General features: G+C 50.8%; 24 protein-coding genes and 1 pseudogene. 16 read left to right on the top strand and 9 right to left on the bottom strand.

The genetic code is table 11. From position 1 onward, the window contains the following. Positions 1 to 258: 258 nt before the first annotated feature. From ACF8OF_RS14765 to ACF8OF_RS14750, 4 genes are all read left to right on the top strand, one after another. A complete protein-coding gene (locus ACF8OF_RS14765; protein WP_392497046.1) occupies positions 259 to 858 on the top strand; it encodes a pentapeptide repeat-containing protein in 600 nt (199 codons plus the stop codon). 200 nt (positions 859 to 1,058) lie between these two features. Then, entirely contained in the window at positions 1,059 to 1,586 is a 528-nt protein-coding gene (locus ACF8OF_RS14760; RefSeq protein WP_262859453.1) for a hypothetical protein, read from the top strand. 223 nt (positions 1,587 to 1,809) lie between these two features. Next, positions 1,810 to 3,102 (top strand): haloacid dehalogenase-like hydrolase, encoded by a 1,293-nt coding sequence (locus tag ACF8OF_RS14755; protein ID WP_392497045.1) that lies wholly within the window; start codon positions 1,810 to 1,812, stop codon positions 3,100 to 3,102. A gap of 97 nt (positions 3,103 to 3,199) precedes the next feature. Further along, positions 3,200 to 3,403, top strand: coding sequence for a hypothetical protein (locus ACF8OF_RS14750; RefSeq protein ID WP_025152953.1), 204 nt, complete (start codon positions 3,200 to 3,202; stop codon positions 3,401 to 3,403). A gap of 38 nt (positions 3,404 to 3,441) precedes the next feature. Here ACF8OF_RS14750 and ACF8OF_RS14745 read toward each other — a convergent pair whose 3' ends face one another. Next, positions 3,442 to 5,010 (bottom strand): ATP-binding cassette domain-containing protein, encoded by a 1,569-nt coding sequence (locus ACF8OF_RS14745; protein ID WP_392497044.1) that lies wholly within the window; start codon positions 5,008 to 5,010, stop codon positions 3,442 to 3,444. Positions 5,011 to 5,365: 355 nt separating this feature from the next. On the opposite strand from ACF8OF_RS14745, the gene ACF8OF_RS14740 reads away from it, so the two are divergent. The 4 genes from ACF8OF_RS14740 (at position 5,366) to ACF8OF_RS14725 (ending at position 7,904) form a co-directional block, all read left to right on the top strand. Further along, the gene (locus ACF8OF_RS14740; RefSeq protein ID WP_279798035.1) at positions 5,366 to 5,809 is read left to right on the top strand and encodes a hypothetical protein; all 444 of its coding nucleotides are present in this window, start codon (positions 5,366 to 5,368) and stop codon (positions 5,807 to 5,809) included. Positions 5,810 to 5,918: 109 nt separating this feature from the next. After that, positions 5,919 to 7,139 (top strand): sugar transporter, encoded by a 1,221-nt coding sequence (locus ACF8OF_RS14735; protein ID WP_279798036.1) that lies wholly within the window; start codon positions 5,919 to 5,921, stop codon positions 7,137 to 7,139. 97 nt (positions 7,140 to 7,236) lie between these two features. Further along, positions 7,237 to 7,569, top strand: a complete 333-nt coding sequence (locus ACF8OF_RS14730; RefSeq protein ID WP_025153055.1) for an SMR family transporter — start codon at positions 7,237 to 7,239, stop codon at positions 7,567 to 7,569. A gap of 29 nt (positions 7,570 to 7,598) precedes the next feature. Continuing rightward, positions 7,599 to 7,904 carry a DUF333 domain-containing protein gene (locus ACF8OF_RS14725; RefSeq protein WP_262859448.1) on the top strand — a complete coding sequence of 102 codons (306 nt, stop codon included), beginning with the start codon at positions 7,599 to 7,601 and terminating at the stop codon, positions 7,902 to 7,904. A gap of 54 nt (positions 7,905 to 7,958) precedes the next feature. On the opposite strand, the gene dsbB is transcribed toward ACF8OF_RS14725, so the two are convergent. Continuing rightward, complete coding sequence (dsbB, locus tag ACF8OF_RS14720) at positions 7,959 to 8,489, bottom strand: disulfide bond formation protein DsbB (protein ID WP_045137678.1); 531 nt, start codon at positions 8,487 to 8,489, stop codon at positions 7,959 to 7,961. Between the two features lie 162 nt (positions 8,490 to 8,651). Beyond that, a complete protein-coding gene (nhaB, locus tag ACF8OF_RS14715) occupies positions 8,652 to 10,199 on the bottom strand; it encodes a sodium/proton antiporter NhaB (protein WP_262861986.1) in 1,548 nt (515 codons plus the stop codon). Between the two features lie 236 nt (positions 10,200 to 10,435). Here nhaB and fadR point away from each other — a divergent pair, with 236 nt between their 5' ends. Beyond that, positions 10,436 to 11,149, top strand: coding sequence for a fatty acid metabolism transcriptional regulator FadR (gene fadR, locus ACF8OF_RS14710; RefSeq protein WP_004235531.1), 714 nt, complete (start codon positions 10,436 to 10,438; stop codon positions 11,147 to 11,149). A 44-nt stretch (positions 11,150 to 11,193) separates the two neighbouring features. Here the strand turns inward: fadR and ACF8OF_RS14705 are convergent. Then, positions 11,194 to 12,054: pseudogene (locus ACF8OF_RS14705) on the bottom strand (alpha/beta fold hydrolase). A gap of 396 nt (positions 12,055 to 12,450) precedes the next feature. On the opposite strand from ACF8OF_RS14705, the gene ACF8OF_RS14700 reads away from it, so the two are divergent. From ACF8OF_RS14700 to ACF8OF_RS14680, 5 genes are all read left to right on the top strand, one after another. After that, entirely contained in the window at positions 12,451 to 13,749 is a 1,299-nt protein-coding gene (locus ACF8OF_RS14700) for a D-amino acid dehydrogenase (RefSeq protein WP_279798041.1), read from the top strand. Positions 13,750 to 13,775: 26 nt separating this feature from the next. Continuing rightward, a complete protein-coding gene (alr, locus tag ACF8OF_RS14695; RefSeq protein WP_279798042.1) occupies positions 13,776 to 14,846 on the top strand; it encodes an alanine racemase in 1,071 nt (356 codons plus the stop codon). Between the two features lie 96 nt (positions 14,847 to 14,942). Continuing rightward, complete coding sequence (gene hypF, locus ACF8OF_RS14690) at positions 14,943 to 17,264, top strand: carbamoyltransferase HypF (RefSeq protein ID WP_392497355.1); 2,322 nt, start codon at positions 14,943 to 14,945, stop codon at positions 17,262 to 17,264. A gap of 106 nt (positions 17,265 to 17,370) precedes the next feature. Next, positions 17,371 to 18,129, top strand: coding sequence for a MipA/OmpV family protein (locus tag ACF8OF_RS14685; RefSeq protein ID WP_262859442.1), 759 nt, complete (start codon positions 17,371 to 17,373; stop codon positions 18,127 to 18,129). 95 nt (positions 18,130 to 18,224) lie between these two features. Then, on the top strand, positions 18,225 to 18,815 hold the full coding sequence (locus tag ACF8OF_RS14680; RefSeq protein WP_392497354.1) for a YiiX family permuted papain-like enzyme: 591 nt from the start codon (positions 18,225 to 18,227) through the stop codon (positions 18,813 to 18,815). Positions 18,816 to 18,850: 35 nt separating this feature from the next. Here ACF8OF_RS14680 and ACF8OF_RS14675 read toward each other — a convergent pair whose 3' ends face one another. Continuing rightward, the gene (locus ACF8OF_RS14675) at positions 18,851 to 19,732 is read right to left on the bottom strand and encodes a D-hexose-6-phosphate mutarotase (RefSeq protein WP_392497043.1); all 882 of its coding nucleotides are present in this window, start codon (positions 19,730 to 19,732) and stop codon (positions 18,851 to 18,853) included. 112 nt (positions 19,733 to 19,844) lie between these two features. After that, on the bottom strand, positions 19,845 to 20,840 hold the full coding sequence (gapA, locus tag ACF8OF_RS14670; protein ID WP_392497042.1) for a glyceraldehyde-3-phosphate dehydrogenase: 996 nt from the start codon (positions 20,838 to 20,840) through the stop codon (positions 19,845 to 19,847). Between the two features lie 329 nt (positions 20,841 to 21,169). Here gapA and msrB point away from each other — a divergent pair, with 329 nt between their 5' ends. Then, the gene (gene msrB / locus ACF8OF_RS14665) at positions 21,170 to 21,583 is read left to right on the top strand and encodes a peptide-methionine (R)-S-oxide reductase MsrB (protein ID WP_392497041.1); all 414 of its coding nucleotides are present in this window, start codon (positions 21,170 to 21,172) and stop codon (positions 21,581 to 21,583) included. A 103-nt stretch (positions 21,584 to 21,686) separates the two neighbouring features. Beyond that, positions 21,687 to 21,962 carry a YeaC family protein gene (locus ACF8OF_RS14660; protein ID WP_025153070.1) on the top strand — a complete coding sequence of 92 codons (276 nt, stop codon included), beginning with the start codon at positions 21,687 to 21,689 and terminating at the stop codon, positions 21,960 to 21,962. Positions 21,963 to 22,004: 42 nt separating this feature from the next. Here the strand turns inward: ACF8OF_RS14660 and pncA are convergent, their stop codons facing one another. The 3 genes from pncA to sppA form a co-directional block, all read right to left on the bottom strand. Beyond that, entirely contained in the window at positions 22,005 to 22,643 is a 639-nt protein-coding gene (gene pncA / locus ACF8OF_RS14655) for a bifunctional nicotinamidase/pyrazinamidase (protein ID WP_392497040.1), read from the bottom strand. Between the two features lie 10 nt (positions 22,644 to 22,653). Continuing rightward, the gene (gene ansA / locus ACF8OF_RS14650) at positions 22,654 to 23,673 is read right to left on the bottom strand and encodes an asparaginase (RefSeq protein ID WP_262861984.1); all 1,020 of its coding nucleotides are present in this window, start codon (positions 23,671 to 23,673) and stop codon (positions 22,654 to 22,656) included. Positions 23,674 to 23,778: 105 nt separating this feature from the next. Beyond that, entirely contained in the window at positions 23,779 to 25,641 is a 1,863-nt protein-coding gene (sppA, locus tag ACF8OF_RS14645; protein WP_262882784.1) for a signal peptide peptidase SppA, read from the bottom strand. Positions 25,642 to 25,735: the final 94 nt, after the last annotated feature.

Here is a 25,735-nt window from a genome sequence, read left to right as displayed (position 1 = left end):
TTTTGTCCGGATGTGGTTCATCTGGTACACAACCGGAAAAATATGAAAGGAATAAGGACGATCCTTATAAAAACAGCACAATAAATACTATCCGTGAAAATCAGGAGATTTACAGGGAACAGCTGAGAACAAAAGGGATTTGGTAAGTGAGGGACGGGTGCAGGAGAAAAAATTTGCTGTCAAAACGGATAAGGACTATGAAAATATCCGGCAAACACGTACTTTCTGAAGAGAGTCAAAACCTGACGGAGGTAATTCATGGCGGATATTTCAGATAAACAGGAATATAGCGGCGCCCGGTTTGAAAAAGCGGATTTCAGTGACCGGACAATCCGTGATGTGGTATTTGAGGACTGCACATTTATCCGCTGTGATTTCAGCTCAGCGGTTGTGCAGCAGTGCCGTTTTACGGACTGTGTGTTTGATCAATGTAATATGAGTTTACTGGCGGTTCCGGAAACCCGGTTTTCCGGTACTGAATTTACCGGCACGAAAATGATTGGTATTGACTGGACAAAAGCGTATTGGCCGACGTTTGATTTTTATTCTCAGTTGGTGTTTAAAGCGTGTATTTTAGACAGTAATAACTTTTTTGACCTCAGATTGCATGAATCTCACTTTGAATCCTGCCGGATCCATAATGCGGATTTCAGACAGACTGAGCTGAATAAATCCGTTATACAGGACTGTGATTTAACTGATACCCTGTTTATGCACACCAATCTGGAAGGTGCGGATTTTACCGGCTCTCACTCTTTTTATATCGATGTCCGTGAAAACAAAACCGCCAAAGCCACATTTTCCGCATACGAGGCCCTGAATCTGCTGCGGGTGCTTGATATCCGTCTGGCTGATTAAATCGTGCGGAACCGGGCAGATACGCCGGATATCTGCGGAATAAAGCGTATAATTACGCAGTAACAGCTTCATCAAATCTGATTTTGATGAATAAAGCGACAGTAAGGCTTCTGGTCACTTGCCGGTCTTTGGTATGATCGGTAATAAGTAACGCAATGTATACGGGCGGGGCAATGAGAAAATTTTTTATATCAGGGATTATGGCTGCATTATTATCCGGCTGTGCGGGTACGGGAAGTAAAACACCGGAAGCACCATGGGGCTTTACATGGGGGCAGACGCCCGCAGAATTAAAAGCGCTGAACCTCGATGATTTTGACTGCACCACAACCCGTGACGGCGGGCAGTTATGCAGCTCACTGGCATCACCGGATGTTGAAAAGCAATTCTTTATGACGGTCTTTTCACCGGAAGGGCAGAAGCTGAATGCGATATCCCGCTTTGGTGTCTGGAGCCATGATCAGGCCGTATTACTGAATGAATATGATAAAGTAAATGCGGAAATGGAAAAAATCTACGGCAAACCGGCCGGGATAAATGAAGAATATGACCGTAAAACACCGTTCCTGGCAAAGGTTGCCAAAGGAAAAATCGGGCAGTTTAAGCGCAAATATGAATCAGAAGATACCGACGTTGTGGTGGGGGTGGTCAGCAATGCCAACCTGGTACAGATAAATGATGAAAAAGATGTCACTTATACTGTACTGACCATGTATACACTGAAATAAACAGGTACTTGCGGTGCTGAATATTATCACTATGATTCAGCACCGTGCCTTCCTTATTCACCCGGGTATGGTAACCCGGTGCCATCAGCATATTTCCTGACACGCCCGGTAAAAGAGTGTGATCAGTTTCGCTTAATGCCATCCGTTGCTGATTTTTGATACAGCAAAAAAATAGCCTGTGGTATCCCTTTTATCAGTTTTTTTATTTCAAAGGGGATTATCAATGAAATTTATTAATCGTTACAGTGCTATTGCACTGGCTGTGGGTATGTTGTCACTGAATATGCCTGCTCAGGCTGAGACTGTTTCCCTGAATGCCGCCGCAGCACCGCAGGCCGTGACAGAAATAGCGGTGTTACAGCAGGGTCAGTGGGACAGTTTTAATAAACAGCGCCTGGATACCATGATCGCCAAAGCAAAACAGTCACCGGCACATACCTATTATGCGGTGTTTGATTTTGATAACACCACGGCATTTCTGGATATTGAAGAAGCGGTGATGATTTATCAGCTTGAGCACCTGTTATTTGCCATGACACCGCAGGAACTGAAATCCGTTATTTTCAAAGATATTCCGGCCGGAAATTTTTCTGCTGAGTTCAACAATAAAGACGGTAAACCGGTCAATATTGAAAAGGTCGGTGCCGATATTCTGGAAAGCTACCAATGGCTGTATAACAATTATGATGGCCTGAAGGGTGATAAGCCGCTGTCCCAAATCAAAAAATCACCGCACTATCAGAATTTCATCACCAAAATGCGCTATTTATATGCGGCAATCGGCGGCACTTTTGACCATGCCGTTTCCTATCCGTGGGTGACCTATTTATTTATGAATATGACACCGGAGCAGGTTGCGGATATTACCGCGAAAACGATTGAATGGCAGAAATCAGAGCCGGTTGAGGAGGTGGTATGGGAAAGCCCTGAATCGTTACCGGGACAGGCGGGTATTGTTGAAATTGACTGGCACAATGGCTTCCGTCTGGTACCGGAAATGCAGGATCTGTATCAGGTGCTGCAAAAATCGGGTATTGATGTCTATGTGATTTCCGCATCGAACCTGGAAGTGATTAAATCGATTGTCACACAACCGCCGTATTCCGTACCGGAATCTCAGGTGTTTGCCATGCATTTACTGCGCACCAAAGATAATAAGCTGACATCCGATCTGGATCCGGTTTATCCGCAGACGCAGGGTAAAGGGAAAACAGAGACTATCCGCAAGTTTATTCAGGATAAATATGCCGGTAAAGGGCCGTTATTAGTCGCGGGTGACAGTGAAGGCGACCAGAATATGATGTCCGACTTCCCGGATACGGAGGTGGTGCTGATTATTAACCGCTTGCGTTCGCCGGATACCCTTATCGGGCAGTTATCAAAACAGGCGGTTAAGGAACACGGTCAAAAGGACGCCAACGTATTATTGCAGGGACGTAATGACAGCACCGGTGTATTTGTGCCGTCACAGCTTCATACCCCGTTGGGGGCAAAAGAAGGGCGGGCATTAAAATAACAACACCGGCTGTCAGTTTAAGGAAATACTGATAACCCCGGCCGGTAATACACACTATGATACTAAACAGTTATCATTGCAGGGAATTCAGAAGGATATGGATAAATATATTGTGTGTTATGAAGGTTTGGGGTTAACCGGCTCGGTATTATTCCGCAGCCAGGTGGCGATTAATACCGATATCAGCAGAACGGAGGCGGAGCGTTTTATCGCACTGTTCAATAATGCGGCTGCGTCAGATGCGGCAAAGCATAATATTAATGCGGCACGTTATGTCATCGTGAATATCTGCAAATTATAACAATAAAAATACGGCGGGATGACCGCCGTATTTTTATTTCAGGCTAAGGTCAGTATATAGGTCATGGCACAATGTTCAGTAAATGCCTCATCATGGCTGACCAGTAATAATGCCCCTTTATAACTGCGCAGCACATTTTCCAGTAATCGCCGGGAATCGAGATCCAGATGGTTATCCGGTTCATCCAGCAATAAAATATCCGGCAGAGGTTCGGATAATGTTAATGCCAGCAGCGTGACTTTCAACTGCTCACCGCCGCTTAATTGTGACAGCGGAATTAACCCCTTATCCCCCCGGATCCGTAATGCACCAAGATGGGTGCGCCAGGTTTGTGCCGGAATGGCCGGGTCAAATTCACACAGTGCTTCTGTGACCGGCAGGGCTTTATTCAGCAGCGCCAGGTGTTGATCCAGATAGCGTAAACGGCCGTGCAGGGAGTAATCCCCGGATTTTGCGGTAAGCAAACCTGCCAGCACTTTCAGTAATGTGGATTTTCCGCAGCCGTTGCGCCCGGCAATATGCCAGTGCTCACCACCGGAAATGGTCAGTGACAGCGGCTCTTGCGTACCAAACGGCAAAAGCAGATCACGGGCGTTAATCCGCACCCGTTTTTGCTCACCGGTATAATTAAAAGCCAGCATTTGCGGGGTGATATGCTGTATTTTCTCATTCACTTCCCGGCGCTGACTGTCCAGCTGAGTCATAACACGCTCATGACGGCCGGTTATTTTTGATTGCTGTTTCTCCGCTTTATTCTTTTTCATATCCAGCAGCAGGGCAGAGGAAGAGCCGGATGAACGGACTTTCTCACCCTGACGGCGGCGCTGTGCTTTCTTTTCCAGTGCGCGCTGCAACGCCGTTTTTTCTCTGTTCAGCTGCGATTGTAACTGCTTCTCCTCACTCTGTAATGCGCTGAGCTGAAAGGCTTTCTGCTCCGCATAATGGGTGTAATTGCCGCCGTACTCGTCCAGTGCGGACGGCGTGAGTTCAAAAATCCGCTGCATGGTGTCGAGCAAACGGCGATCGTGGCTGATCACCAGTGCGCCGGCCGGGTGATTCCGCAGTTGCTCACTCAGCCAGCCGCGTCCGGCGGCATCCAGATGGTTTCCGGGTTCATCGAGTAACAGGAAGGCGTGCGGCTGCAAAAAGGCGCGGCAGAGTGCCAGCCGGGTTTGCTCACCGCCGCTCAGGTTTGTGCAGAGGGTCTCCGCCGGGAGATGTGCCAGTTGTGCGCTTTCCAGCAGGGATTGCTGCTGTCGCGGCATATCCCATTTGTCCGCCAGAAAATCATAATCCTCTGCGGTGGCAGTGCCGTCCTCTGTGCGGCGCAGTGCAGCCTGAATTTCTGCGGTTCCGAGCGCATCTGCCAGTGTGATGCCGGAAAGGCGGGTCAGCTGCGGTACGTAATAAAACGGTACCTGCCAGCTGACCGTGCCGGTTGCCGGGTGCCGTTGCTGCGCGAGCAGCGACATCAGTACGGATTTGCCGCGCCCGTTATGACCGGTCAGCCCCTGAACCTGACGGGTTAATGTGCCGCTGATGTTGTCAAACAGCGGAATATCGTTAAATGTCACTGATAAGTGAGAAAAATGGCATTGTACGGACATACAAAAGCTCCTGAATAAACAGGGGCAGGCGGATATGCCGGATAAAAAAGAAAACGATGATGAGGATAGCTGCCTGCCCGATATCAAAACAGCGCATTCGTAAAAATGCGGATGATACAGCAATGGGATTCAGGCAATTAAATCATGTCGGCAGACATCCTCAGGGGAAATGAACTGCGGCAATGGTGTCAAATAAAAGCAGAGTTGTAAACCCCCGGTTTCCGGGATTTCCGCAGAGTACGCAGGAATGATTTTTTCACGGAATGTTACTGTCAATCGCCGGTATTTTCGTTATTCTGTCCGGCCTTGATATTTTTTATTTTCCGGCAGCGGAAATTCAGCAACAGGATGGGTTATGAGTTCAGCAGAAACGGTATATCAGGTTGATCAGAAACGCAGAATTATCACCTGTATCATTACATTCTTTGTGGTTATTGTGCTTTATATCGCACTGGCGTACTTATTCCAGACACGGATGCCGGGCGTGGCTGCCGCGCTGGGCCTGACGGTGTATGTCTATATCGCGCAGTTCCCGGTAATTAAAGTGTACGGTGATAAACTGACGTCCAAAATTGCGGTCGGTAAAGTGGTCTCTATGCCGTTTGACGGCGGTCATTTTTCCCTGCAGGAAGTGAAGGGGCTGAAAGCGTTAATGGTCTCTTTCTCCGCGGATTCTTATATCCTGAGCTATCATCCGGCAAACAGCCGCCGTGTCCGTATTGTCGGGCCAACACTGAAAAAAGAACAGTTGAAAGCGATTTTTGACGCCATTCCGGCACAGTCAAAACGTGCATTATAATGCGGTAATCCGGTTCCCGTACTTCCCGTGATAATCCCATGTGTTACCATGGTCACACTTTTCTGCTCAAAAGCTGTATCGATACAGCTTTTCTTTACGGGGGACCATAATGACTGAAGCCCTGTCACGAAATCAAGCCTGGTTGCGGGTGATGGTACTTGCGGTGGCGGCATTTGTATTTAATACCACTGAGTTTATTCCGGTTGCGCTGCTGAGTGATATCTCGGCGGGCTTTGCAATGCAGCCCGCCGAGACCGGACTGATAATCACCATTTATGCCTGGGTGGTGGCATTGACGTCGCTGCCGCTGATGCTGCTGACGGCGCGTATTGAGCGGCGCAAATTGCTGCTCTGGCTGTTTACTGTGTTTGTGGTTAGTCACATCGTGTCCGGGTTGGCACAACGTTTTGATGTGCTGGTGATCAGCCGGATCGGTGTGGCGCTGGCGCATGCGGTATTCTGGTCGATCACGGCGTCTCTGGCTGTCAGAGTGGCACCGCCCGGTAAAAAATCCCAGGCACTGGGACTGCTGGCGACCGGGACAGCGCTGGCAACCGTGCTGGGGCTGCCGATAGGCCGTGTTATCGGGCAGTGGGTCGGCTGGCGGATGACGTTCTTCTGTATCGGTGGCCTGGCGCTGATCACCATGGCGGCAATGGCGCGTTTTCTTCCGCTGCTGCCGAGTGAGCATTCCGGCTCCCTGAAAAGTATTCCGGTTCTGTTCAGACGGCCTGCGTTAGTGGGGATTTTTGTGCTGACCGCGATTGTGGTCACCGGGCATTTCACGGCTTATAACTATATTGAGCCGTTTGTGCAGACCGTTGCCGGGAAATCACAGGATTTCGCCACGCTGTTTCTGCTGATTTTCGGTGCTGCGGGGATCATCGGCAGTGTGATTTTCAGCCGTTACAACACCCGGCTGCCGCTGCTGTTTCTGCCTGCGGCGATAACATTACTGACAGTGTGCCTGATGCTGCTGCTGACCAGCCGCGTGACCGATACCGCACTGATTATCCTCGGGGTTGTCTGGGGGATCGGTATGATGTGTACTGCGCTGGGGTTACAGGTCAAAGTGATTGATTTATCACCGGATGCCACCGATCTGGCGATGTCTGTTTATTCCGGCATTTTTAATATCGGTATCGGTGGTGGGGCGCTGCTCGGTAATCAGGTGATTATTCATATGGGAATGGAACAGATAGGCTATGCCGGGGCGGTATTTGCGGTGGCGGGTGTGATTATCTCACTGTTTGTTTTCAGCCGTTACCGGACGTTGTTTATACAAAGGCCGAAAGCGGAGAGCCGTATTACCTCGCATAATCCGTCATAAATTAATCATATCCCGCACCGTTTCGCTGCGGGATTTTTTTTCTGATTTCTTTATAATATCCGCCTTACTGGCTGATAACGATATGAACGGGTGATTTATGAATGGTTTATTGTGGCTGACGCTGGCCGTGGGCGCGGAAGTGGTGGCGACCTCAATGTTACGGGCGGCGGACGGTTTTACCCGGCTGATACCGTCGGTCGTGGTGGTGATCGGCTATTGTGTGTCGTTCTGGGCGCTGTCTCAGGTGGTGCGGATGATGCCGCTGGGGATTGCGTATGCTATCTGGTCCGGGTTGGGTATTGTGATTGTCTCTGCCGCCGCTTATTTTATCTATCACCAGAAACTGGATTTACCCGCAGTTATCGGGATGGCTCTCATTATTGCGGGTGTATTAGTGATAAATTTATTCTCGAAAAGCAGTGTTCACTGAGCTGCGTCCGCAGCTATGAGGCCATAATCATGATATCAGTTCCCTTTTTCCGCCGCCCGGGGCGGGTATTGTGCAGTGTTATTGTTGCGGCGGCAGCGTTTGCCGCCGGTTGCAGCAGTTCACCGGACACGGTGCAGCAAAAGCAGATCCCGCGCTACCAGCAGCCGTTAATTGATTTAACCGAAGATGCCCGGGCCAGTTGCAGCTATGCGGGCGGAACGCCGTCACTTATCCGCGAATTGAACGGCGCACAGACTCCGGGCTGTCAGTTTGCCAACGGCAAACGCTGCAGCCAGCAGTCACTGCTTGCCGGAAGTTGCGGGTCGGTATTATAAATGCGTTTTGAACAGCTGCGTTATGATGACGCAGCTGTTATTGACTGAGTCAGATCAGAACAGACGTCGCGGCTGTTTGCGGTGAATGAACTGGGATAATAATACCAGCGCACTGACAAGCAGATACACAGCAAAGATCCCGATAAGCCACTGCGGCATATCCAGTTTCAGGAATACCCACTGCTGAACGGCACAGTCACCGGACGCCTCAAACACTGACGGCAGCCAGGTATTGAGCGGCAGCCATTCCGGGAAATTCACAAAGAAATCACAGGTATTGAACGGAGACGGGTAGAGCTGGATCATGGTGTGTTCCCATGACAGCTGTAATCCGGCAATCCCGCTGTAAATCCACAGGGCAATAGCCAGCCAGCGGATGATAACGCTGCGCGGTGCTATCCAGCCGAGGAATCCGGCAAACGCAATGCCCAGAACAGCAATACGTTCATAAATACACATCACACACGGCTGTAATCCCATTCCGTGCTGAAAGAACAGGGCGATACCGTCGAGTGCCAGTGCGGAGATCATCAGTAAAAACCATGCACTGCGGCCCCGCGAACAGGCATAAAGATAAGTCAGCATAATTGTATCCGGGTTATCCGATTAATAAGAAACAGATTAACTAACGCAGCGACTGTACGATAAAAAATACAGCAGCGCACCCCTTTTCCGCATTTACGGCGGGCAGAAACAAAAAAACCGGAATAACACGGTTATTCCGGTTAGTGCAGTGTAAAAAGGTAGTTACGGCAGTGTGATCATACCATTTGCCGCCATCCATTCTGAAACCGGTACCAGCCACAACTCAACACCGAAGAAACCGACCAGTGTCATCACAATGGTGTAAGGCAGCGCCATGATCACCATTTTTCCGTAGGAAAGCCGGATCAGCGGTGCCAGTGCGGACGTCAGCAGGAACAGGAATGCCGCCTGACCGTTTGGTGTCGCCACTGAAGGCAGGTTTGTCCCGGTATTGATAGCAACAGCCAGATATTCATACTGGGTATAGGATACCAGTCCGGCTTTCATTGCCGTCATTGCCTCATTGATATACACCGTGCCGACAAAGACGTTATCGGAGACCGCCGAGAGCAGGCCGTTGAACAGATAGAACAGCGACAACTGCGACGAAGGATCGGAACTGAGGACAAACTGAATAAACGGTGTGAATAATTTCTGGTCAACAATTACCGCGACAACAGAGAAGAACACGGTCAGCAGGGCGGTAAACGGCAGTGCTTCCTCGAAAGCCTCTCCCAGCGCATGCTCCTCGGTGATCCCGCAGAATGCCGTTGCCAGGATAATCACCGATAAACCGATCAGCCCGACTTCGGCGAGATGCAGGGCCAGAGCAGTGATCAGCCAGATACCGATAAGGCCCTGAACAATCAGCTGCATTTTTTCCTGTTTGGTCCGGCGTGCTGCGGATTTTTGTGCATTATCCTCGAGTACGGCTCTGACTCGTTCCGGCAGTTCCGCACCGTAACCGAACAGCTTAAACCGTTCCACCAGGTAACAGACCAGCAGACCACAGACAAACACCGGAATCGTCACCGGTGCCATACGCAGGAAGAAATTCACGAAATCCCATCCGGCATGTTTGGCAATAATCAGGTTCTGCGGCTCACCTACCATCGTCATCACGCCGCCGAGAGCGGTACCGATACCGGCATGCATCATCAGGCTGCGCAGAAAGGCACGGAACTGATCCAGTGTCTGGCGCATTTCGCTGCTGTCGATAAATTCATCATCACTGAGCGTCACCGTTTCTTTTCCGGAAGAAGCATACTGATGATAAATCGCATAAAACCCGACAGATACACTGATTACCACGGCGATCACCGTCAGTGCATCCAGAAATGCGGATAAAAATGCACTTGCCAGACAGAACGCAAGTGAAAGCGCGCGTTTGGAGCGGATAGACAGAAGCAGTTTGGTGAACAGAAATAACAGCAGCTGCTTCATAAAGTAAATACCGGCAACCATAAAGATCAGCAGCAGGATAACCTCCAGGTTATTCATAATCTCATGACTGATTTGTGCCGGAGAGGTCATGCCGATCAGTACCGCCTCAATCGCCAGCAGGCCGCCGGGTTGCAGCGGATAGCATTTCAGTGCCATCGCAAGAGTGAAAATAAACTCAATAACCAGCAGCCAGCCGGCGGTAAAAGGGTCAATAAAGAAGTAAACAACCGGATTTATAATTAAAAAAAGAATAATAGCAAGCTTGTACCAGTCAGGGGAGTGACCCATGAAGTTCTTCAGGAAGGCCTGCCGCATTGATATTTCCATTATTGCTGTGTGTCCTCCGCAGGGGGTGAAAAGATAATCCGCGTATAACTACAGTGCTTTATACTACGCCGGTATTCTGAATTTATTAAGAATTTAAATCAACTGATGGTCACCGTCCGCACTATCATGATTTATGACCGGACTCACTCTTTCACAAGCTGATTGCTATATCGCGGCATCACATTCTGTTATCATCCGGATAATTGGAAGGTTAATTGTTTTGGACGAAGTCATCTATGGTCATCAAGGCGCAGAGCCCTGCGGGGTTTGCAGAAGAGTATATTATTGAAAGTATCTGGAATAACCGTTTTCCGCCGGGATCCATTTTACCCGCAGAGCGTGAGTTATCTGAACTGATTGGTGTGACCCGGACAACGCTGCGTGAAGTCTTACAGCGCCTTGCCAGAGATGGCTGGCTGACCATTCAGCACGGTAAACCGACAAAAATTAATAATTTCTGGGAAACATCCGGACTGAACATCCTGGAAACCATTGCCCGTCTCGATCACGAAAGCGCGCCGAAACTGATTGAGAACCTGCTGGCGGCCCGGACCAATATTGCATCCATTTTTATCCGTACTGCGTTTCGTAATAACCCGGAAAAGTCACTGGAAATTCTCAGTCAGGAAAATGAGCCGGATGATAATTCCGATGCGTTCAGCCAGTATGATTATGATGTATTCCGTGGTCTGGCATTTGCGTCCGGTAACCCGATTTACGGCCTGATCCTCAACGGGCTGAAAGGGTTGTACACCCGTGTCGGCCGCTTCTATTTCGCAAGCCCGGAAGCCCGTAAACTGGCGCGGAATTTTTATCAGCAACTGACCGGCCTGTGCCGTGAAAAAGCCTATGATAAAGTGCTGGATTGTGTCCGCAGCTACGGCAAAGAGAGCGGTACTATCTGGCAGACCATGCAGAGTGGTATTGCACAGGATTTGAATCCGCAGTAATACAGGCGGACAGGATGAAAAACCGGCTCAGAGCCTGTTTTTTGTTATGTGCGGGCCAGTGCCTGCAATATTGCGGGTGACTGTGTCCAGAGCAGGGAGCCGCCTTCTTCCGCAAACAGATGACGTTCCGCGCGGGGAAAGCGTCCGGCCAGGAGTTTGCCGCCATCCGGGGAATGCACCGTACTGGTGTCCTTCTCCCCGTACCACAGTGACACCGGACAGGTGATTTGCTCTGGTGTAAACCCCCATTCTTGCATGGCAATCAGCAGATCCTGTGTATAGCCTTCATTTCCCTGAGAAAATGCCTCTGCCATACACTGCCGGTAAACCGGTAAAAAATCTGCTGCCTGATAAACCGCCAGGTCTGGTTCCCCGCTGTAATTCAGAATGAAATTCATCAGCCACTCTGCAGTGATATTTTCCCGCACTCATGCACTAAATCCGTCAGGCTGACTCCGGGCATTATTTTGCATATCAATGACATCCGCAGATAACAGCGCCCGCGTAGGCGGGTAATCGAACTGATCCTGTCCCGAAATCAGTGCCAGAGCGGAAACGTCCGCATAATACGCCAGCGCCATGGCATAAACCGCGCCCTGAGAGAATCCCGCCACCCGGAACTGTGCGTAACCCAGTGACTGCATCAGAAAAGTGACATCTGCGGCAAAGGATTTCAGGGATTTTCCGGCATCGGGAGAAGAATCTCCAAGCCCGGGGCGATCCGGGGTGATCAGCCGGATATTATGGTCTGCCAGATACGAAATGCCGAATCCGGCAGAGCCGCTCATACCTGCACCGGTACAGAATACAACCGGAATACCGGTTTCCGGCCCGGCATCATACCAGCTGAAGTGGCGGCCATCGGGTAAGGTAGTGATGTTTTTGTGTTGGTTTTTAATATTCATGGTGATTACCGGAAAATATGCCGGAAGGCATAATAAAGAAGAGGGCGTTTTCTGATAATTAACCGACATAACGTAAATACACGGATTATTTATTCAGTCTGGTGTCATCGGCAACAGAGACGAGAGTCCGGTTGCGTTTCACGATGAGTTCGCAGCGGTGCCTGCGACAGATAGGCTGCATACTATTTAACAAATGCTTATATTACAAGATAATAAAATAATTTTCGGATAAAAGGATAATTTAATTAATGATATCAGTGATTAAAAAAAATACGGTTTTGTGACCGGCTCCAAAGAATCAGACTTAATATACGGTGAGGGGATTCCGCTATGTTGGCAAAATGTTTCCGAAATATTATGCTGATGATAATGTGAAATAAATAACAAGGCGGCAACATGAACATTGTCATCCTGGGAAGTGGTGTTATCGGTGTCACAACAGCCTGGTATCTCGCGCAGAAAGGGCACAATGTGACGGTTATCGACAGGCAGCCTGCGGCGGCGGAAGAAACCAGCTTCGGTAATGCCGGGCAAATCTCTCCCGGTTATGCCACGCCGTGGGGCGCACCGGGTATTCCGCTGAAAGCGGTGAAATGGATGTTTGAAAAACATGCACCGCTGGCTATCAGGCCGGACGGTTCACTGTTCCAGCTGCGCTGGATGTGGCAGATGCTGCGTAATTGCGGTGCTGATTATTATGTTATGAATAAAAGCCGCATGGTGCGGATTGCGGAATACAGCCGTGACTGCATGAAAGCATTACGCGCCGAAACCGGAATACAGTATGAGGGGCGTCAGGGCGGTACACTGCAACTGTTCCGTACACAAAAACAGCTGGATAACGCCGCCAATGACATTGCGGTTCTGAAGCAGGAAGGCGTGGCGTACCGCCTGCTGAGTGCCCGTGAACTGCACGAGGCAGAACCGGCGCTGGCCCATGCGGAACATAAGCTGGCGGGCGGATTGCAACTGCCGAATGATGAAACCGGGGATTGTAATCTCTTTACCAAACGGCTGGCGGCAATGGCACAGCAGGCCGGCGTGAAATTCCGTTTCGGTGTCAATATTCACCGTCTGCAATTCAGCGATGATCGCGTCAGCGGGGTGATTTGTGATGAGGAAGTGATCACCGGTGATCAGTATGTGGTGGCGCTGGGTTCATACTCCACGAAATTACTGCACGGTCATGTCGCCATCCCGGTGTATCCGCTGAAAGGTTATTCTTTGACCATGCCGATTATTGACGAAAGCCGCGCTCCTGCATCCACCGTTCTGGATGAAACGTATAAAATTGCGGTGACCCGTTTTGACCAGCGCATTCGTGTCGGCGGTATGGCGGAAGTTGTCGGTTTTAATCTGGATATTGTCAGACGGCGCTGCGAAACACTGAAAATGGTGGTGCAGGATCTTTACGGCGGCGGCGGGGATATCAGCAAAGCCACGTTCTGGACCGGTCTGCGCCCGATGACACCGGACGGCACCCCGATAGTCGGGCCGACGGAATACAGTAATCTTTTCCTCAATACCGGTCACGGTACGCTCGGCTGGACAATGGCCTGCGGCAGCGGGCAGCTGCTTGCCGATATTATGTCTGGTGACAAACCGGCTATCCGTGCAGATGATCTCGCGGTTTCACGTTATCTGAACGGGTTTAAAACCCGGCTGGTGATCCCGCAGCAATTACATACGGCCTGAATAAAACAATAAGGAATGGTGATGGTATGCCTCGTCCGATACAGGCAGTGATTGACAGTGAAGCGGTCCGCTATAACCTGGCCCGGGTAAAAGAGCATGTCAGCCCGTCCCGGGTATGGGCAGTGGTAAAAGCGGATGCATACGGACATGGCATTGAGCGGATTTTTCCGGCACTGGCGCAGGCAGAGGGCATTGCACTGCTGGATTTCAGTGAGGCGGCGAAAGTCCGCGAACTGGGCTGGCAGAAACCGCTTCTGTTACTGGAGGGATTTTTTCAGCCGCAGGATCTGTCTCTGATTGACCACTTACAATTATCAACATCCGTACACAGCGAGTGGCAGCTTAAAGCGATAGAGGAAGCATCATTGATTCATCCGCTGAATGTGTATCTGAAACTGAACAGCGGCATGAACCGATTGGGTTTTTCACCGGCGGCGTACCTGAATGCACTCCAGCGCCTGACAGTATTACCGCAGGTCGGCACTATCACACTGATGAGCCATTTTGCGGATGCGGATTTAACCGCCGGTATTCATAAACAGATGTCCCGTATTGCCCTGTTCAGCTCTCTGAACTTACCGCAATGTCTGGCGAATTCTGCCGCAGCCATGTGGGAGCCGGACACCCGTGCGGATGAAGTGCGCTGCGGTATCATCCTTTATGGTGTATCACCGAGCGGTAACAGTGCGGATATTGCAGAATTCGGCCTGAAACCGGCGATGACACTGCGCAGTGAAATTATTGCTGTTCATGATATTGACGCCGGTGAAACCGTGGGTTACGGCAGCCGTTTTACCGCTGCGGAACCAATGCGGATTGCCACCATTGCCTGTGGTTATGCCGATGGTTACCCGCGCCATGCACCGGACGGCACACCGGTCTGGATTGCCGGTCAGCGCTGTCCGCTGGCGGGACGGATCTCCATGGATATGCTGACAGTTGATATCACCCGCTGTCCGCAGGCGGATATCGGTACACCGGTTGAATTGTGGGGTGCGAATCTTCCGGTGGATGATGTCGCGCAATATGCCGGGACTATCGGCTACGAGCTGCTGACGGCACTGGCACGGCGGGTACCGGTGACTACCGCCGGGTAATTATACGTTTTTCCGGCTGTTTTTATGATCCTGATAAATACCCGGCTACTCTGCGCGCAGTAAACTGTGGCAGTTGAAATCAGGCAGGAGTGCGGTATGCAGGCGGGTGTGGAAATCCGGGTGAAAGGAAAAGTTCAGGGAGTCGGGTTTCGTCCGGCTGTCTGGCAGATAGCCCATCAGATGGGATTGTGCGGGGATGTCAGCAATGACAGTGAAGGGGTACTGATCCACCTGCCGGCAGAGGCGGATATCGCCGGTTTTATCAGGCGGTTACAGGCGCAGTGCCCGCCGCTGGCTAGAATCGACCATATCGGGCAGCAGCATTATACCTTTGAACAGTGTCCGGCGGCCTTTACCATCACCGCCAGCGGACAGGGGAAAATGGATACTGAGATCATCCCGGATGCAGCAACCTGTGATGTTTGTCTGAGTGAGTTGTTTGACCCCGGCAACCGCCGTTACCGTTATCCTTTTATTAACTGCACACACTGCGGACCCCGTTTCACTATTATCAGAGGAATGCCGTATGATCGCCCGAACACCGCGATGTCGGTGTTTCCGTTTTGTCCGGTGTGTCAGCATGAATACCGCGACCCGGCAGATCGCCGCTTTCACGCGCAACCTAATGCCTGTCCGGATTGCGGGCCGCATATCTGGCTGACGGATCCGCAGCAGCAGATTACCGCCCGTTTTGATGATGCTCTGTCAGCCGCAGTCCGCTTACTGAAAGACGGAAAAATTTTGGCAATGCAGGGACTGGGGGGTTTTCATCTGGTGGCGGATGCACAAAACAGTGACGCTGTGGCTCTGCTGAGAGCCCGTAAACGCCGGCCTGCCAAGCCATTTGCGGTGATGATACCGTCCGTTGACTGGCTGGCGGAATGCACCGGACAGGCGCCGGATCCCGGCCTGATAACACTGCTGAAAAGTCCGGCTGCACCGATTGTGCTGACAGATGAACCGGGGATGATTGCTGCTTTATCGCCGTTGGTCGCACCGGGATTGTGTGAAACCGGTATTATGCTGCCGTCTAACCCGTTACAGCACCTGTTACTGCATGATATTCAGCGCCCGCTGATTATGACCTCCGGGAATGCATCGGGTCATACCCCGGCGTTGGATCATGCAGCGGCATTTGAGCAGCTTAGTACCATTGCCGATGCTTTTCTTATGCATAACCGCGAAATTATTCAGCGGGCGGATGATTCTCTTGTCCGTTATCAGTCCGGTGATGTTCAGGTGTTGCGGCGCGCGCGCGGTTATGTGCCGGATGCCATTGATGTCAGTGCGGTGCTCGGCAAAAATCCGCCTGCGGTTCTGGCGCTGGGCGGTGATCTGAAAAACACCTTCTGTCTGCTGCATCATCAGCAGCTGATTACCGGGCCGCATCTCGGGGATTTGGCCGATCTCTCCGTGCAGGGGCAGCTTGAGGCCTCGCTGAAACTGTTTGAACAGATTTATCAGATGAAACCGCAGGTTGTCGCCGGGGATGCGCATCCGGGCTATATCAGCCATCAAACAGGTATGGCACTGGCGCAGGCACATGAGGTGCCGTTTATTCCGGTTTACCATCATCATGCTCATATTGCAGCCTGTCTGGCAGAACACGGCTGGCGTCAGGAAGATGGCGAAGTGGTGGGGATAGCGCTCGACGGCCTCGGGTACGGCGCGGATAACACATTATGGGGCGGTGAAATCCTGGCGGGTGATTACCGGCAGATGACCCGCACCGGCGGGTTACCGGCGGTGAGTCTGCCCGGTGGTGATAAAGCGGCTGTTCAGCCGTGGCGTAACCTGCTGGCACATCTGCATCATGCCGGTTTGTGGCCGTCTTCGCCACTGGCAGCACGGCTTGCCGGGAAGAATGTATCATTGCTGATTAAAGCCATTGATCAGGGCATCAATGCCCCGAAAGCGTCATCCTGCGGGCGTTTGTTTGATGCGGTGGCCTGTGCGCTGGGATTAACCGCTGACCAGATAAGCTGGGAAGGGGAAGCAGCCTGTGCGCTGGAAAACTGCGCGTTACAGTGTCACAATCAGAATGAACTTATCACCGGTGACACACTGCCGCTGACGGCGGATAATACCATTGATTTATGCCCGCTCTGGCAGATGCTGGCGGATGATACACTGACAATACCGGAAAGAGCATTCCGTTTTCATGTGCTGCTGGCAAATACGGTGGCAGGAATGGCGGATAAAACCGCTGTACGGATAAATACGGATACGATTGTGCTTTCCGGCGGGGTATTTAATAACAGGCTGCTGCGCCGTTTCATTAAGGACAAATTAAGCCACCGGCAGGTGTTGGAACCGCGTCAGCTGCCGTGCGGTGATGGCGGAATTGCTGCAGGACAGGCGCTTATCGCGGCAGTGACATTACTTAACGAAAACCGGCGGCACGATTTAGCACAGTAAATATTTGTAATTTTTATCATTGCTGAATTATCATTCACCGTAATATATGCGATCCGCAAACGTTGATTGCGGTAATTTGTACATGAATTTAACTCAGGAAATGATAATGCATAAGAAATTAACCGGCCTGCTCAGCCTCAGTATGTTAACTGTCATGTCAGCCTCTGCGTTTGCCGATGACGGAAAATGGTCTGTCGGTGCATCCGTACTCTATCAGGATCAGGCATACCGCGGCACAAAAACGTCTGATAAGTTTATGCCGGTTCCGATGGTTAACTATGATGGTAAGAACTTTTATTTTCATACCTTAGCGACCGGTTATTATCTGTGGAATGATAAAAAAGATCAGCTGTCCGTTGACCTGTTCTACTATCCGCAGGCATACCGTGCCAAAGATAATAAAGATTCCCGTATGCGTAAACTCGATAACCGCCGTGATACCGCCATGGCCGGGCTTAGCTACCGTCACCATGAAGCGTGGGGAACACTGCGTACCAACTTCTCCGGCGATATTCTGGGTAAAAGTGACGGTATGCGTTTTGATGCCGCTTACCTTTACGGATTTGAGGGCGACAAATGGTCTGTCCAGCCGGGTGTGGGTGTGATCTGGTCCAGCGAAAAACAAAACCGTTATGAATACGGGATCACTGATGCGGAATCCCGCCGCAGCGGTCTGGATGAATACCGTCCGGGCAGCAGCTGGACACCGTATGTCGAGCTGACCGGGCACTATCAGTTTGATGAAAACTGGTCCGCCTTCGCCATGGGCCGTATCGACCTGTTACCGTCTGAGGCCAAAGACAGTCCGATGGTGGATAAAAAATACACGTCCATCCTGTGGACGGGTGTGACTTATACTTTCTGATCATTCAGAGGGATAACAGAACTGCACCTGACCTGTGTCCGGTGCAGTTTTTTTATGGCTGTTAACCATGCCGGAGGTCTTCTGTGATCAGTGTGTTGCGTCATTGTCTGCTGTTGCTCTGTTTCTTTGCCTCCGCGGTGTACGCGTGGCAGCCGCAGCAGGGCGATATTATTTTCCATACCTCGCGCTCCTCTCAGAGCCTCGCCATTCAAAAAGCGACCGGGTCGGTTTACAGCCATATGGGGATTATTCTGCTGCGTGACGATAAGCCGTATGTATACGAGGCGGCAAAAACCGTCCGCTTTACACCACTGAAACAGTGGATTGCACGCGGCACCGGTAATCATTACGTAGTGAAACGCCTGAAAAAGCCGCTGAGTACCTCACAGCAGCAGGCGTTATACCGTGAGGCGATGCGGTATCAATCCCGGCCTTATGATCTGACATTTTCATGGGATGATGAGCGGATATATTGTTCTGAACTGGTCTGGAAAATTTATAAAAATGCCCTGAATACAGAAGTCGGGCAGTTACAGACGTTGCGGGAGTTTGATTTATCCTCACCGGAAGTTCAGGCGAAAATGAAGGAGCGATACGGAAAGAACATCCCGCTGAATGAAACGGTGATTTCGCCGGTGGCCATGTTTGATTCACCGCTGCTGACAACGGTATCTGAAAGCCGGTAATTCCTTACCGGCCTCATAAGCGTCTGAGCAGTCTGTCAGCCGATTTTCGGGTTCAGACGGATACGGACAGAGAGATGGGACGGTTTATCGCCCTGTGGTGCCATAGGGCGGTTTATACGCGCGCTTTCGGCACACACCATGGTTTTATAGCCATCATCGGGCATATCGGCCATTGATGCGGATAATGCCGCTCCCGGGTTCCAGCAGACCACATCACTGTGATGAAAATGCACCACTTCAATATGGCGTTTTAATTTCTTATCGTGAATATAGGTGGCTTGTTCCGGTTCAGTATAGATGCGATCAGTACGGCCATTGAACACCAGCTTTGTCTCTTCCGTATATTCTTCACGCTGTGACAGATTGTCCAGCAGATGCTGACCCAGGCCGCTGATACTGACCTGTGCTATATCACCGACAGTAAAATAGGTATGCAGCGCAGCGGTTGCCTGATACTGCCCGTAAGCTTCCAGCTCAACCTCACAGGTTTCTCCCAGACGGATGCGGGCAATCAGTGTGAATTCGTGCGGCCACAATTTGCGGGTTTCCGCACTGTCACGCAACGTGAATGTGAGAAATACACCCTCTTCATTTTCATTATGGGCGGTGAATTCCCACTGCATAATACGGGCAAAACCGTGAGAAGGCGCCTGTACCGGGCCGAACCACGGCCAGCAGATCGGGATCCCGCCGCGGATGGCTACACCCGGGGTAAATGCACTGTTTTCACTGAGCCACAATCCCGGCTGTTCTGAACCGGCAGGTTGCCATGCCAGTACCTGTGCTCCCTGAAAACTGACCGCAGCACGGACTTTCGGATGGTCGATCACAATAACCGGTAAATCCCCCATCTGACGCTGAGACAGCGAAGGGGTGATCGGACTGGTAACCGGTAACGTAAGAAGGCGGTCAATCATAATTTACCCTTTTTTAATAAAAACAGGACATTCTCTCTCTACTTTACGACTGTTTACCACAAAACAAAAGAGCCGCAAAAGCGGCTCTTTGTGAGGATAACGGAGTGCAGACTTATTTGGAGATGTGTGCAATCAGATCCAGAACTTTATGAGAATAACCGGTTTCGTTGTCATACCAGGAAACCAGTTTCACAAAGTTGTCGTTCAGTGCGATACCGGCTTTGGCATCGAACACAGAAGTCAGTACTTCGCCGTTGAAGTCAGTGGAAACCACGTCATCTTCGGTGTAGCCCATCACGCCTTTCAGTTCACCGGCTGCTGCTGCTTTGACAGCTTCGCAGATTTCAGCGTAAGTGGCTGCTTTTTCCAGACGGACAGTCAGGTCAACAACAGAGACGTTAGGAGTAGGAACACGGAAAGACATACCGGTCAGTTTACCGTTCAGTGCAGGGATAACTTTGCCCACTGCTTTTGCTGCGCCGGTAGAAGACGGGATGATGTTCTGGGATGCACCGCGGCCGCCGCGCCAGTCTTTGTGTGAAGGACCGTCAACCGTTTTCTGGGTGGCAGTGGTGGCGTGAACAGTGGTCATCAGACCTTCAACGATACCGAATTTGTCGTTGATGACTTTTGCCAGTGGTGCCAGGCAGTTAGTGGTACAGGATGCGTTAGAAACGATTTCCTGGCCCGCGTAATCTTTGTGGTTAACACCCATAACAAACATCGGGGTCGCATCTTTGGAAGGACCGGTCAGAACAACTTTCTTCGCGCCTGCCTGGATGTGTTTACGTGCAGTTTCGTCAGTCAGGAACAGACCGGTTGCTTCAGCAACAACATCAACACCGGCTTCGTTCCACTTCAGGTTTGCAGGGTCACGCTCGGCGGTAACGCGGATAGTTTTACCATTAACAACCAGATGGCCATCTTTCACTTCAACGGTACCGTTAAAACGGCCGTGAGTTGAGTCGTACTTCAGCATGTATGCCATGTAATCCGCATCGAGCAGGTCGTTGATTGCAACGATTTCGATATCTGAACGCTCTTGTGCAGCACGGAATACGATACGGCCGATACGACCAAAACCATTAATACCTACTTTGATAGTCATAGTATTACCACCAGCTATTTGTTAGTGAATTAAAGTTGCTACTAAAGTTACCAAAACCTTGCCAGCCGTCAAGCGGAATCGTGTCAATTAATGTCATTTAACATTTAATCTGCTCAACAAATCGCCACTTTCAGTAAATTTGTCGCCGCTATTATCGGGACTTACCGGAATAAAGACAGCGTGTATGGGGCATAAATGTGAAACATGTCACAAATAAGTAGTGTCAATGCTGACATGACAAGTTTAGAATAACATCCGGTCATTTGATGTTAATTTTTTGTTGTTCTGTAGTCTGACTGACCCTGCACAATAATGATAAGGATTCAGCTATGTCCGGGACTGATAAAAAGCGGGATACACCTGCTGAGCTGACAGAGATTCAGCACTATGTCACACAGGAAGCGGGAACTGAGCACCCGTTTACCGGCCGCCTGCTCTATAATGAGAAACAGGGGCTATATCGTTGTATTTGCTGTGGTTCTCCGCTTTTTTATTCGGATACCAAATTTGATGCCGGCTGCGGATGGCCGAGTTTTTATGAACCGGTCAGCAAAAGTGCGATCCGGTATATTGACGATACCTCTCATGGCATGCATCGTATTGAGACCCGTTGCGGCTATTGTGACGCGCATCTGGGGCATGTTTTTCCTGACGGGCCAGCGCCGACAGGGCAGCGTTATTGCATTAACTCAGCATCACTGAGTTTTGAAGATGAAAAAACAAAAGCAATAACAAGCGGTTAGTTTGGTTATATTGAAATTTAACATTTGTATAACGACAGAAAAAACGATTCAGCTTCTGATGTGATCAAAACGTGAAATCAGAGGCTTTCGGGGAAGGAACTGTATGGAAATTGATGATTTATTGTCCGCCATGACGCCGGAAGTCTACGGGCGTCTGGTGACCGCCGTCGAACTGGGTAAATGGGCCGATGGTGTACCGCTGACGGAATCCCAGAAAAGCAGCAGTCTGCAGCTGGTGATGTTATGGCAGTCCCGCCATAATGCGGATCCGGCACATATGACAGTGGGGACTGACGGGGAAATCAGTCTGAAAAGTAAGCAGGAACTGAAAGCGCTGTTTACCGACACTCACCTGGCGACACTGAGACCGCAGGACTGAATATAAAACGGGATAGTATTGACTGTCCCGTTGTGATTTTTGCTATTCGTTTTCGCCGCAGAACTGAGCGGCAGTCTGCAATACCGCCCCGGCGTTTTCCATTTCTGCAAAGGCAGTGAGGCTGTCATCCGGCTGTAAATTAACGCCCCGGCAGCCGTCTGTGATCACAGTGACGGCAAAACCTTCCGCCAGGGCATCCAGCACCGTAAATTTCACACAGTAGTCGGTGGCGATCCCAAGAACCGCGAGATGCGTGATCTGCCGTTTTGTCAGCAGTGGCAGCAGGGCGGTCGGCTCCCGGCGGTCGTTATCATAAAATGCGCTGTAACTGTCCACTTCCGGATTTTCACCCTTATAAATGATATGGGTGATGGCCTGTTTGTTGAGCTCCGGGTGAAAATCCGCTCCCGGTGTGTTTTGTACACAATGCACCGGCCACCAGATCTGCGGCAGTCCGTTCAGCTCACCGCATTCACCAATCACTGTCCCTGAATTAACCGCAAAGCTCAGATGCGCCGCAGGATGCCAGTCCTGACTGGCGATCACCGGAATATTCTGTTGCTGACAACAGGCTATCATCCGGTTTGCTGTGCGGATCACCGCATCACTGTCGCGGACAGCCAGGCTGCCGCCCTGACAAAAATCATTCTGGATATCCACCAGAAGCAGTGCCGGTTTCATTGCAGACTCCTCAGTTGTCGTTATAGCTCAGTTCTCCGCGCAGATCCTGCTGCATCAGAATGCGGATCTCATCGCTGGTGTAATCCTGGCTGAGCAGATAATGCAGCTTGGTCAGTGCCGCCTCGAAGGTCATATCAAAGCCGCTGATCACCCCGGCTTCCGCCAGCGCATGACCGGTGGCATAACCGCCCATATTGACGCGCCCTGAAATACATTGCGTCAGGTTGATCACAATGATACCGCGCTCTGTGGCTTCCCGCAGGGCGGTGAGCAGTTTCGGGTGCTGCGGGGCATTACCCACGCCGTAAGAGCGGATAATCAGCGCTTTGACCGGCTGCTGCAGAATGTTGTTCACTACATCCACCGACAGGCCCGGATATACCGTTACCACCCCGATGGGCTGCGGGGTGATGTTATGCAGCGTGAAAGGTGCAGTGCTCTGCGGCAGCGGGTGCGTATTGAGATTGCGGATATTAATCCCCGCTTCCATCAGTGGCGGGTAATTCGGGGAGGTAAAGGCCGCAAAGCCGTCAGCATGGGCTTTAACGGTGCGGTTGCCCCGGTATAAACGGTTATTGAAGAACAATCCCACTTCATTGACCGGATAATTCGCCGCCAGGTACAGGGCATTCAGCAGGTTGATCTGACCATCGGATCGCAGTGCTTCAAGCGGGATTTGTGACCCTGTCACAATTACCGGCTTGGTCAGGTTCTCAAACATAAAGGAGAGTGCCGATGCGGTGAATGCCATGGTATCCGTACCGTGCAGGATCACGAAACCATCATAGTGGTCATACTGGGCGCTGATATCATCCGCGATACACTGCCAGTCATCCGGCGTCATATCAGATGAATCAATCAGCGGCTGATGCTCGGTGATGGTGAAATCCGGCATCTCCGGACGGAAGAACTCCGGCATTTTGGCAACCTGGCGCTGAAGATGGCCGGAAACAGGGATATAGCCCTGTGCCGAATGCTGCATACCGATAGTCCCGCCGGTATAGACCACATAAATGGATTTCTTTTGCATGTTACTGCTCTTAACAATGAGTACAGGGAAGGAAATTATAGGGGCTTCAGAAATAAAAAAAAGCCTGTTCGTCACGAACAGGCTTTTGCGGATAAAGAATAAAACTTACTGAATATTGGTGCAATTTAAGCAGAATGCATAACGGTACTGCGGATCCGTCAGCATTTTCATAAAGGATGCCTGTTGTGTCAGCTGTGCGCCGACCGGTGCCGGGATCAGCCCCTGCAATGATGAAGGCAGTGTCACCTTCACATTTCCGGCTGTTTCCGCGAGCAGTCTGTCAATGAACGACATTTCCGGCTGCATCCAGTTCAGTACCGGCTGTTCCACAGAGGCCAGTTCTGCTGCTTTGGCAACCGCATCATCAAAGTCGCCGAGTTTATCGACCAGACCATTCGCTTTGGCGTCAATACCGACCCAGACACGGCCCTGGGCAATTTTATCCACTTCTTCCGGTGTTTTGTGGCGGGATTTGGCAACGAGGTTAATAAAATTACGGTACCCGTTTTCGATATAAAGCTGCATCAGTTCTGAAAATTCCGGTGTCAGTGCCTTGGTCACTGTGGCGTCAGCCAGCGGAGACGTGGATACACCGTCAGTATGTACACCGATTTCACCCAGGGTGTCTTCAAAGGTGGTGACCACACCGAAAATACCGATGGAGCCGGTGATGGTGCTCGGGGAGGCAATAATGTAGTTCGCCGGTGTTGAGATCCAGTAACCGCCGGAAGCCGCCATACCGCCCATGGAAACCACCACGGCTTTACCGCTCTGTTTCAGTGCTGCAATTTCCGCACGGATCTGATCTGATGCCGTTACGCTGCCGCCCGGGCTGTTTACCCGCAGCACCAGGGCTTTCACTTGCGGATCCAGACGGGCTTCGCGGATTTGTGCGGCAACGGTATCACCACCGGCCATTCCCGGTGCATCCGGCCCGTCAACGATAGCGCCCTGAACCACAACGACCGCGATGTTACCGGTGGTTTTGCCCTTCGGCACACCGATGTCCATATTTTTGGCATACTCAGCAAACGGAATCGCATTAATGGTGTTTTTCTTCTGATCCCAGCCGAATGTTTTGGACATTTCAGACTCAAACACGCTGGCCGGCATAATTTCATCGACCAGTTTCTGCGTGACAGCATACGCCGCATTATCACCATTTGCGGATTTCATCAGTGCCAGCATCTGCTGTGCGCCGGGGAAAATGGTGGTTTTGCCGGTTTTACGGTTTTGCGCGAGCGTGGTGAGATAATTATCCCACAGCACACTGATAAAACGCTGTGTGGATTCACGGGCTTCCGGTGACATATCATTGCGCATCATCGGCTCAACGGCTGATTTATAGGTGCCGACACGGAAGATATGCGTTTTTACCTTCAGCATTTCCAGCAATTCGTTATAATACAGCGTATTGGTAGCGAAGCCGTAGATACCGACACCACCCTGTGGCGGCATGTATATTTTGTCTGCATAGGATGCCAGGTAATACTGCGCCTGGTTGTAGTTGCCGCTGACGGCATAAACCCGTTTTCCTTGTTTGCGGAATTCGGTGATGGCTTTGCCGATATACTGAAGTGACGGCTGATCAGCACCGATGAAATCATCCAGCTTCAGGATCATGCCGGTAATGTCAGGGTCAGTGGCGGCGGTGCGGATAGTTTCAACCACATCAAACAGCGAGTTTTCCTGTAACTGACCGGAAGACGCCCCGAGCAGCTGAAGAGAAAGACTTTCCAGCGGACTGTTACGGCTCAGCTGATCGACGACAACACCGGAGAGATTTACATATAATGCCCCGGGGTTACGGCTGGTCTGAACATCCTGCTCACTCAGCAGGACATAGGTCCCGGCAACTAACAGCAGTATGATGATAAAAAGGACATTGGCGACAAGCTGACGCACAAAATTCAGTATACGCCAGCTCCATTTAAATATTCCGGCAACGATAGTCCATAAAGTATGCATGACGGCTCCAAAAACAAAGATGTCCTGCTATCGTAAAGAGGATATCCGGATTTGTCAGCCGGAAAACAACGCATTGCCGAAAATATCGGCAGTT

Origin of the sequence: Morganella sp. TYF_1 (assembly GCF_043105645.1) — a bacterium.
Taxonomy (GTDB): domain Bacteria; phylum Pseudomonadota; class Gammaproteobacteria; order Enterobacterales; family Enterobacteriaceae; genus Morganella; species Morganella morganii_B.
The sequence above is the reverse complement of the archived record's forward strand: the minus strand, read 5'-3'. Positions and strand labels throughout refer to the sequence as shown.

Excerpts from the sequence above, each read along its gene's own strand:
- ACF8OF_RS14765 (WP_392497046.1), top strand. The coding sequence starts at position 259 with ATGGCGGATATTTCAGATAAACAGGAATATAGCGGCGCCCGGTTTGAA.
- ACF8OF_RS14760 (WP_262859453.1), top strand. The coding sequence starts at position 1,059 with ATGGCTGCATTATTATCCGGCTGTGCGGGTACGGGAAGTAAAACACCG.
- ACF8OF_RS14755 (WP_392497045.1), top strand. The coding sequence starts at position 1,810 with ATGAAATTTATTAATCGTTACAGTGCTATTGCACTGGCTGTGGGTATG.
- ACF8OF_RS14750 (WP_025152953.1), top strand. The coding sequence starts at position 3,200 with ATGGATAAATATATTGTGTGTTATGAAGGTTTGGGGTTAACCGGCTCG.
- ACF8OF_RS14745 (WP_392497044.1), bottom strand. The coding sequence starts at position 5,010 with ATGTCCGTACAATGCCATTTTTCTCACTTATCAGTGACATTTAACGAT.
- ACF8OF_RS14740 (WP_279798035.1), top strand. The coding sequence starts at position 5,366 with ATGAGTTCAGCAGAAACGGTATATCAGGTTGATCAGAAACGCAGAATT.
- ACF8OF_RS14735 (WP_279798036.1), top strand. The coding sequence starts at position 5,919 with ATGACTGAAGCCCTGTCACGAAATCAAGCCTGGTTGCGGGTGATGGTA.
- ACF8OF_RS14730 (WP_025153055.1), top strand. The coding sequence starts at position 7,237 with ATGAATGGTTTATTGTGGCTGACGCTGGCCGTGGGCGCGGAAGTGGTG.
- ACF8OF_RS14725 (WP_262859448.1), top strand. The coding sequence starts at position 7,599 with ATGATATCAGTTCCCTTTTTCCGCCGCCCGGGGCGGGTATTGTGCAGT.
- dsbB (WP_045137678.1), bottom strand. The coding sequence starts at position 8,489 with ATGCTGACTTATCTTTATGCCTGTTCGCGGGGCCGCAGTGCATGGTTT.
- nhaB (WP_262861986.1), bottom strand. The coding sequence starts at position 10,199 with ATGGAAATATCAATGCGGCAGGCCTTCCTGAAGAACTTCATGGGTCAC.
- fadR (WP_004235531.1), top strand. The coding sequence starts at position 10,436 with ATGGTCATCAAGGCGCAGAGCCCTGCGGGGTTTGCAGAAGAGTATATT.
- ACF8OF_RS14700 (WP_279798041.1), top strand. The coding sequence starts at position 12,451 with ATGAACATTGTCATCCTGGGAAGTGGTGTTATCGGTGTCACAACAGCC.
- alr (WP_279798042.1), top strand. The coding sequence starts at position 13,776 with ATGCCTCGTCCGATACAGGCAGTGATTGACAGTGAAGCGGTCCGCTAT.
- hypF (WP_392497355.1), top strand. The coding sequence starts at position 14,943 with ATGCAGGCGGGTGTGGAAATCCGGGTGAAAGGAAAAGTTCAGGGAGTC.
- ACF8OF_RS14685 (WP_262859442.1), top strand. The coding sequence starts at position 17,371 with ATGCATAAGAAATTAACCGGCCTGCTCAGCCTCAGTATGTTAACTGTC.
- ACF8OF_RS14675 (WP_392497043.1), bottom strand. The coding sequence starts at position 19,732 with ATGATTGACCGCCTTCTTACGTTACCGGTTACCAGTCCGATCACCCCT.
- gapA (WP_392497042.1), bottom strand. The coding sequence starts at position 20,840 with ATGACTATCAAAGTAGGTATTAATGGTTTTGGTCGTATCGGCCGTATC.
- msrB (WP_392497041.1), top strand. The coding sequence starts at position 21,170 with ATGTCCGGGACTGATAAAAAGCGGGATACACCTGCTGAGCTGACAGAG.
- ACF8OF_RS14660 (WP_025153070.1), top strand. The coding sequence starts at position 21,687 with ATGGAAATTGATGATTTATTGTCCGCCATGACGCCGGAAGTCTACGGG.
- pncA (WP_392497040.1), bottom strand. The coding sequence starts at position 22,643 with ATGAAACCGGCACTGCTTCTGGTGGATATCCAGAATGATTTTTGTCAG.
- ansA (WP_262861984.1), bottom strand. The coding sequence starts at position 23,673 with ATGCAAAAGAAATCCATTTATGTGGTCTATACCGGCGGGACTATCGGT.
- sppA (WP_262882784.1), bottom strand. The coding sequence starts at position 25,641 with ATGCATACTTTATGGACTATCGTTGCCGGAATATTTAAATGGAGCTGG.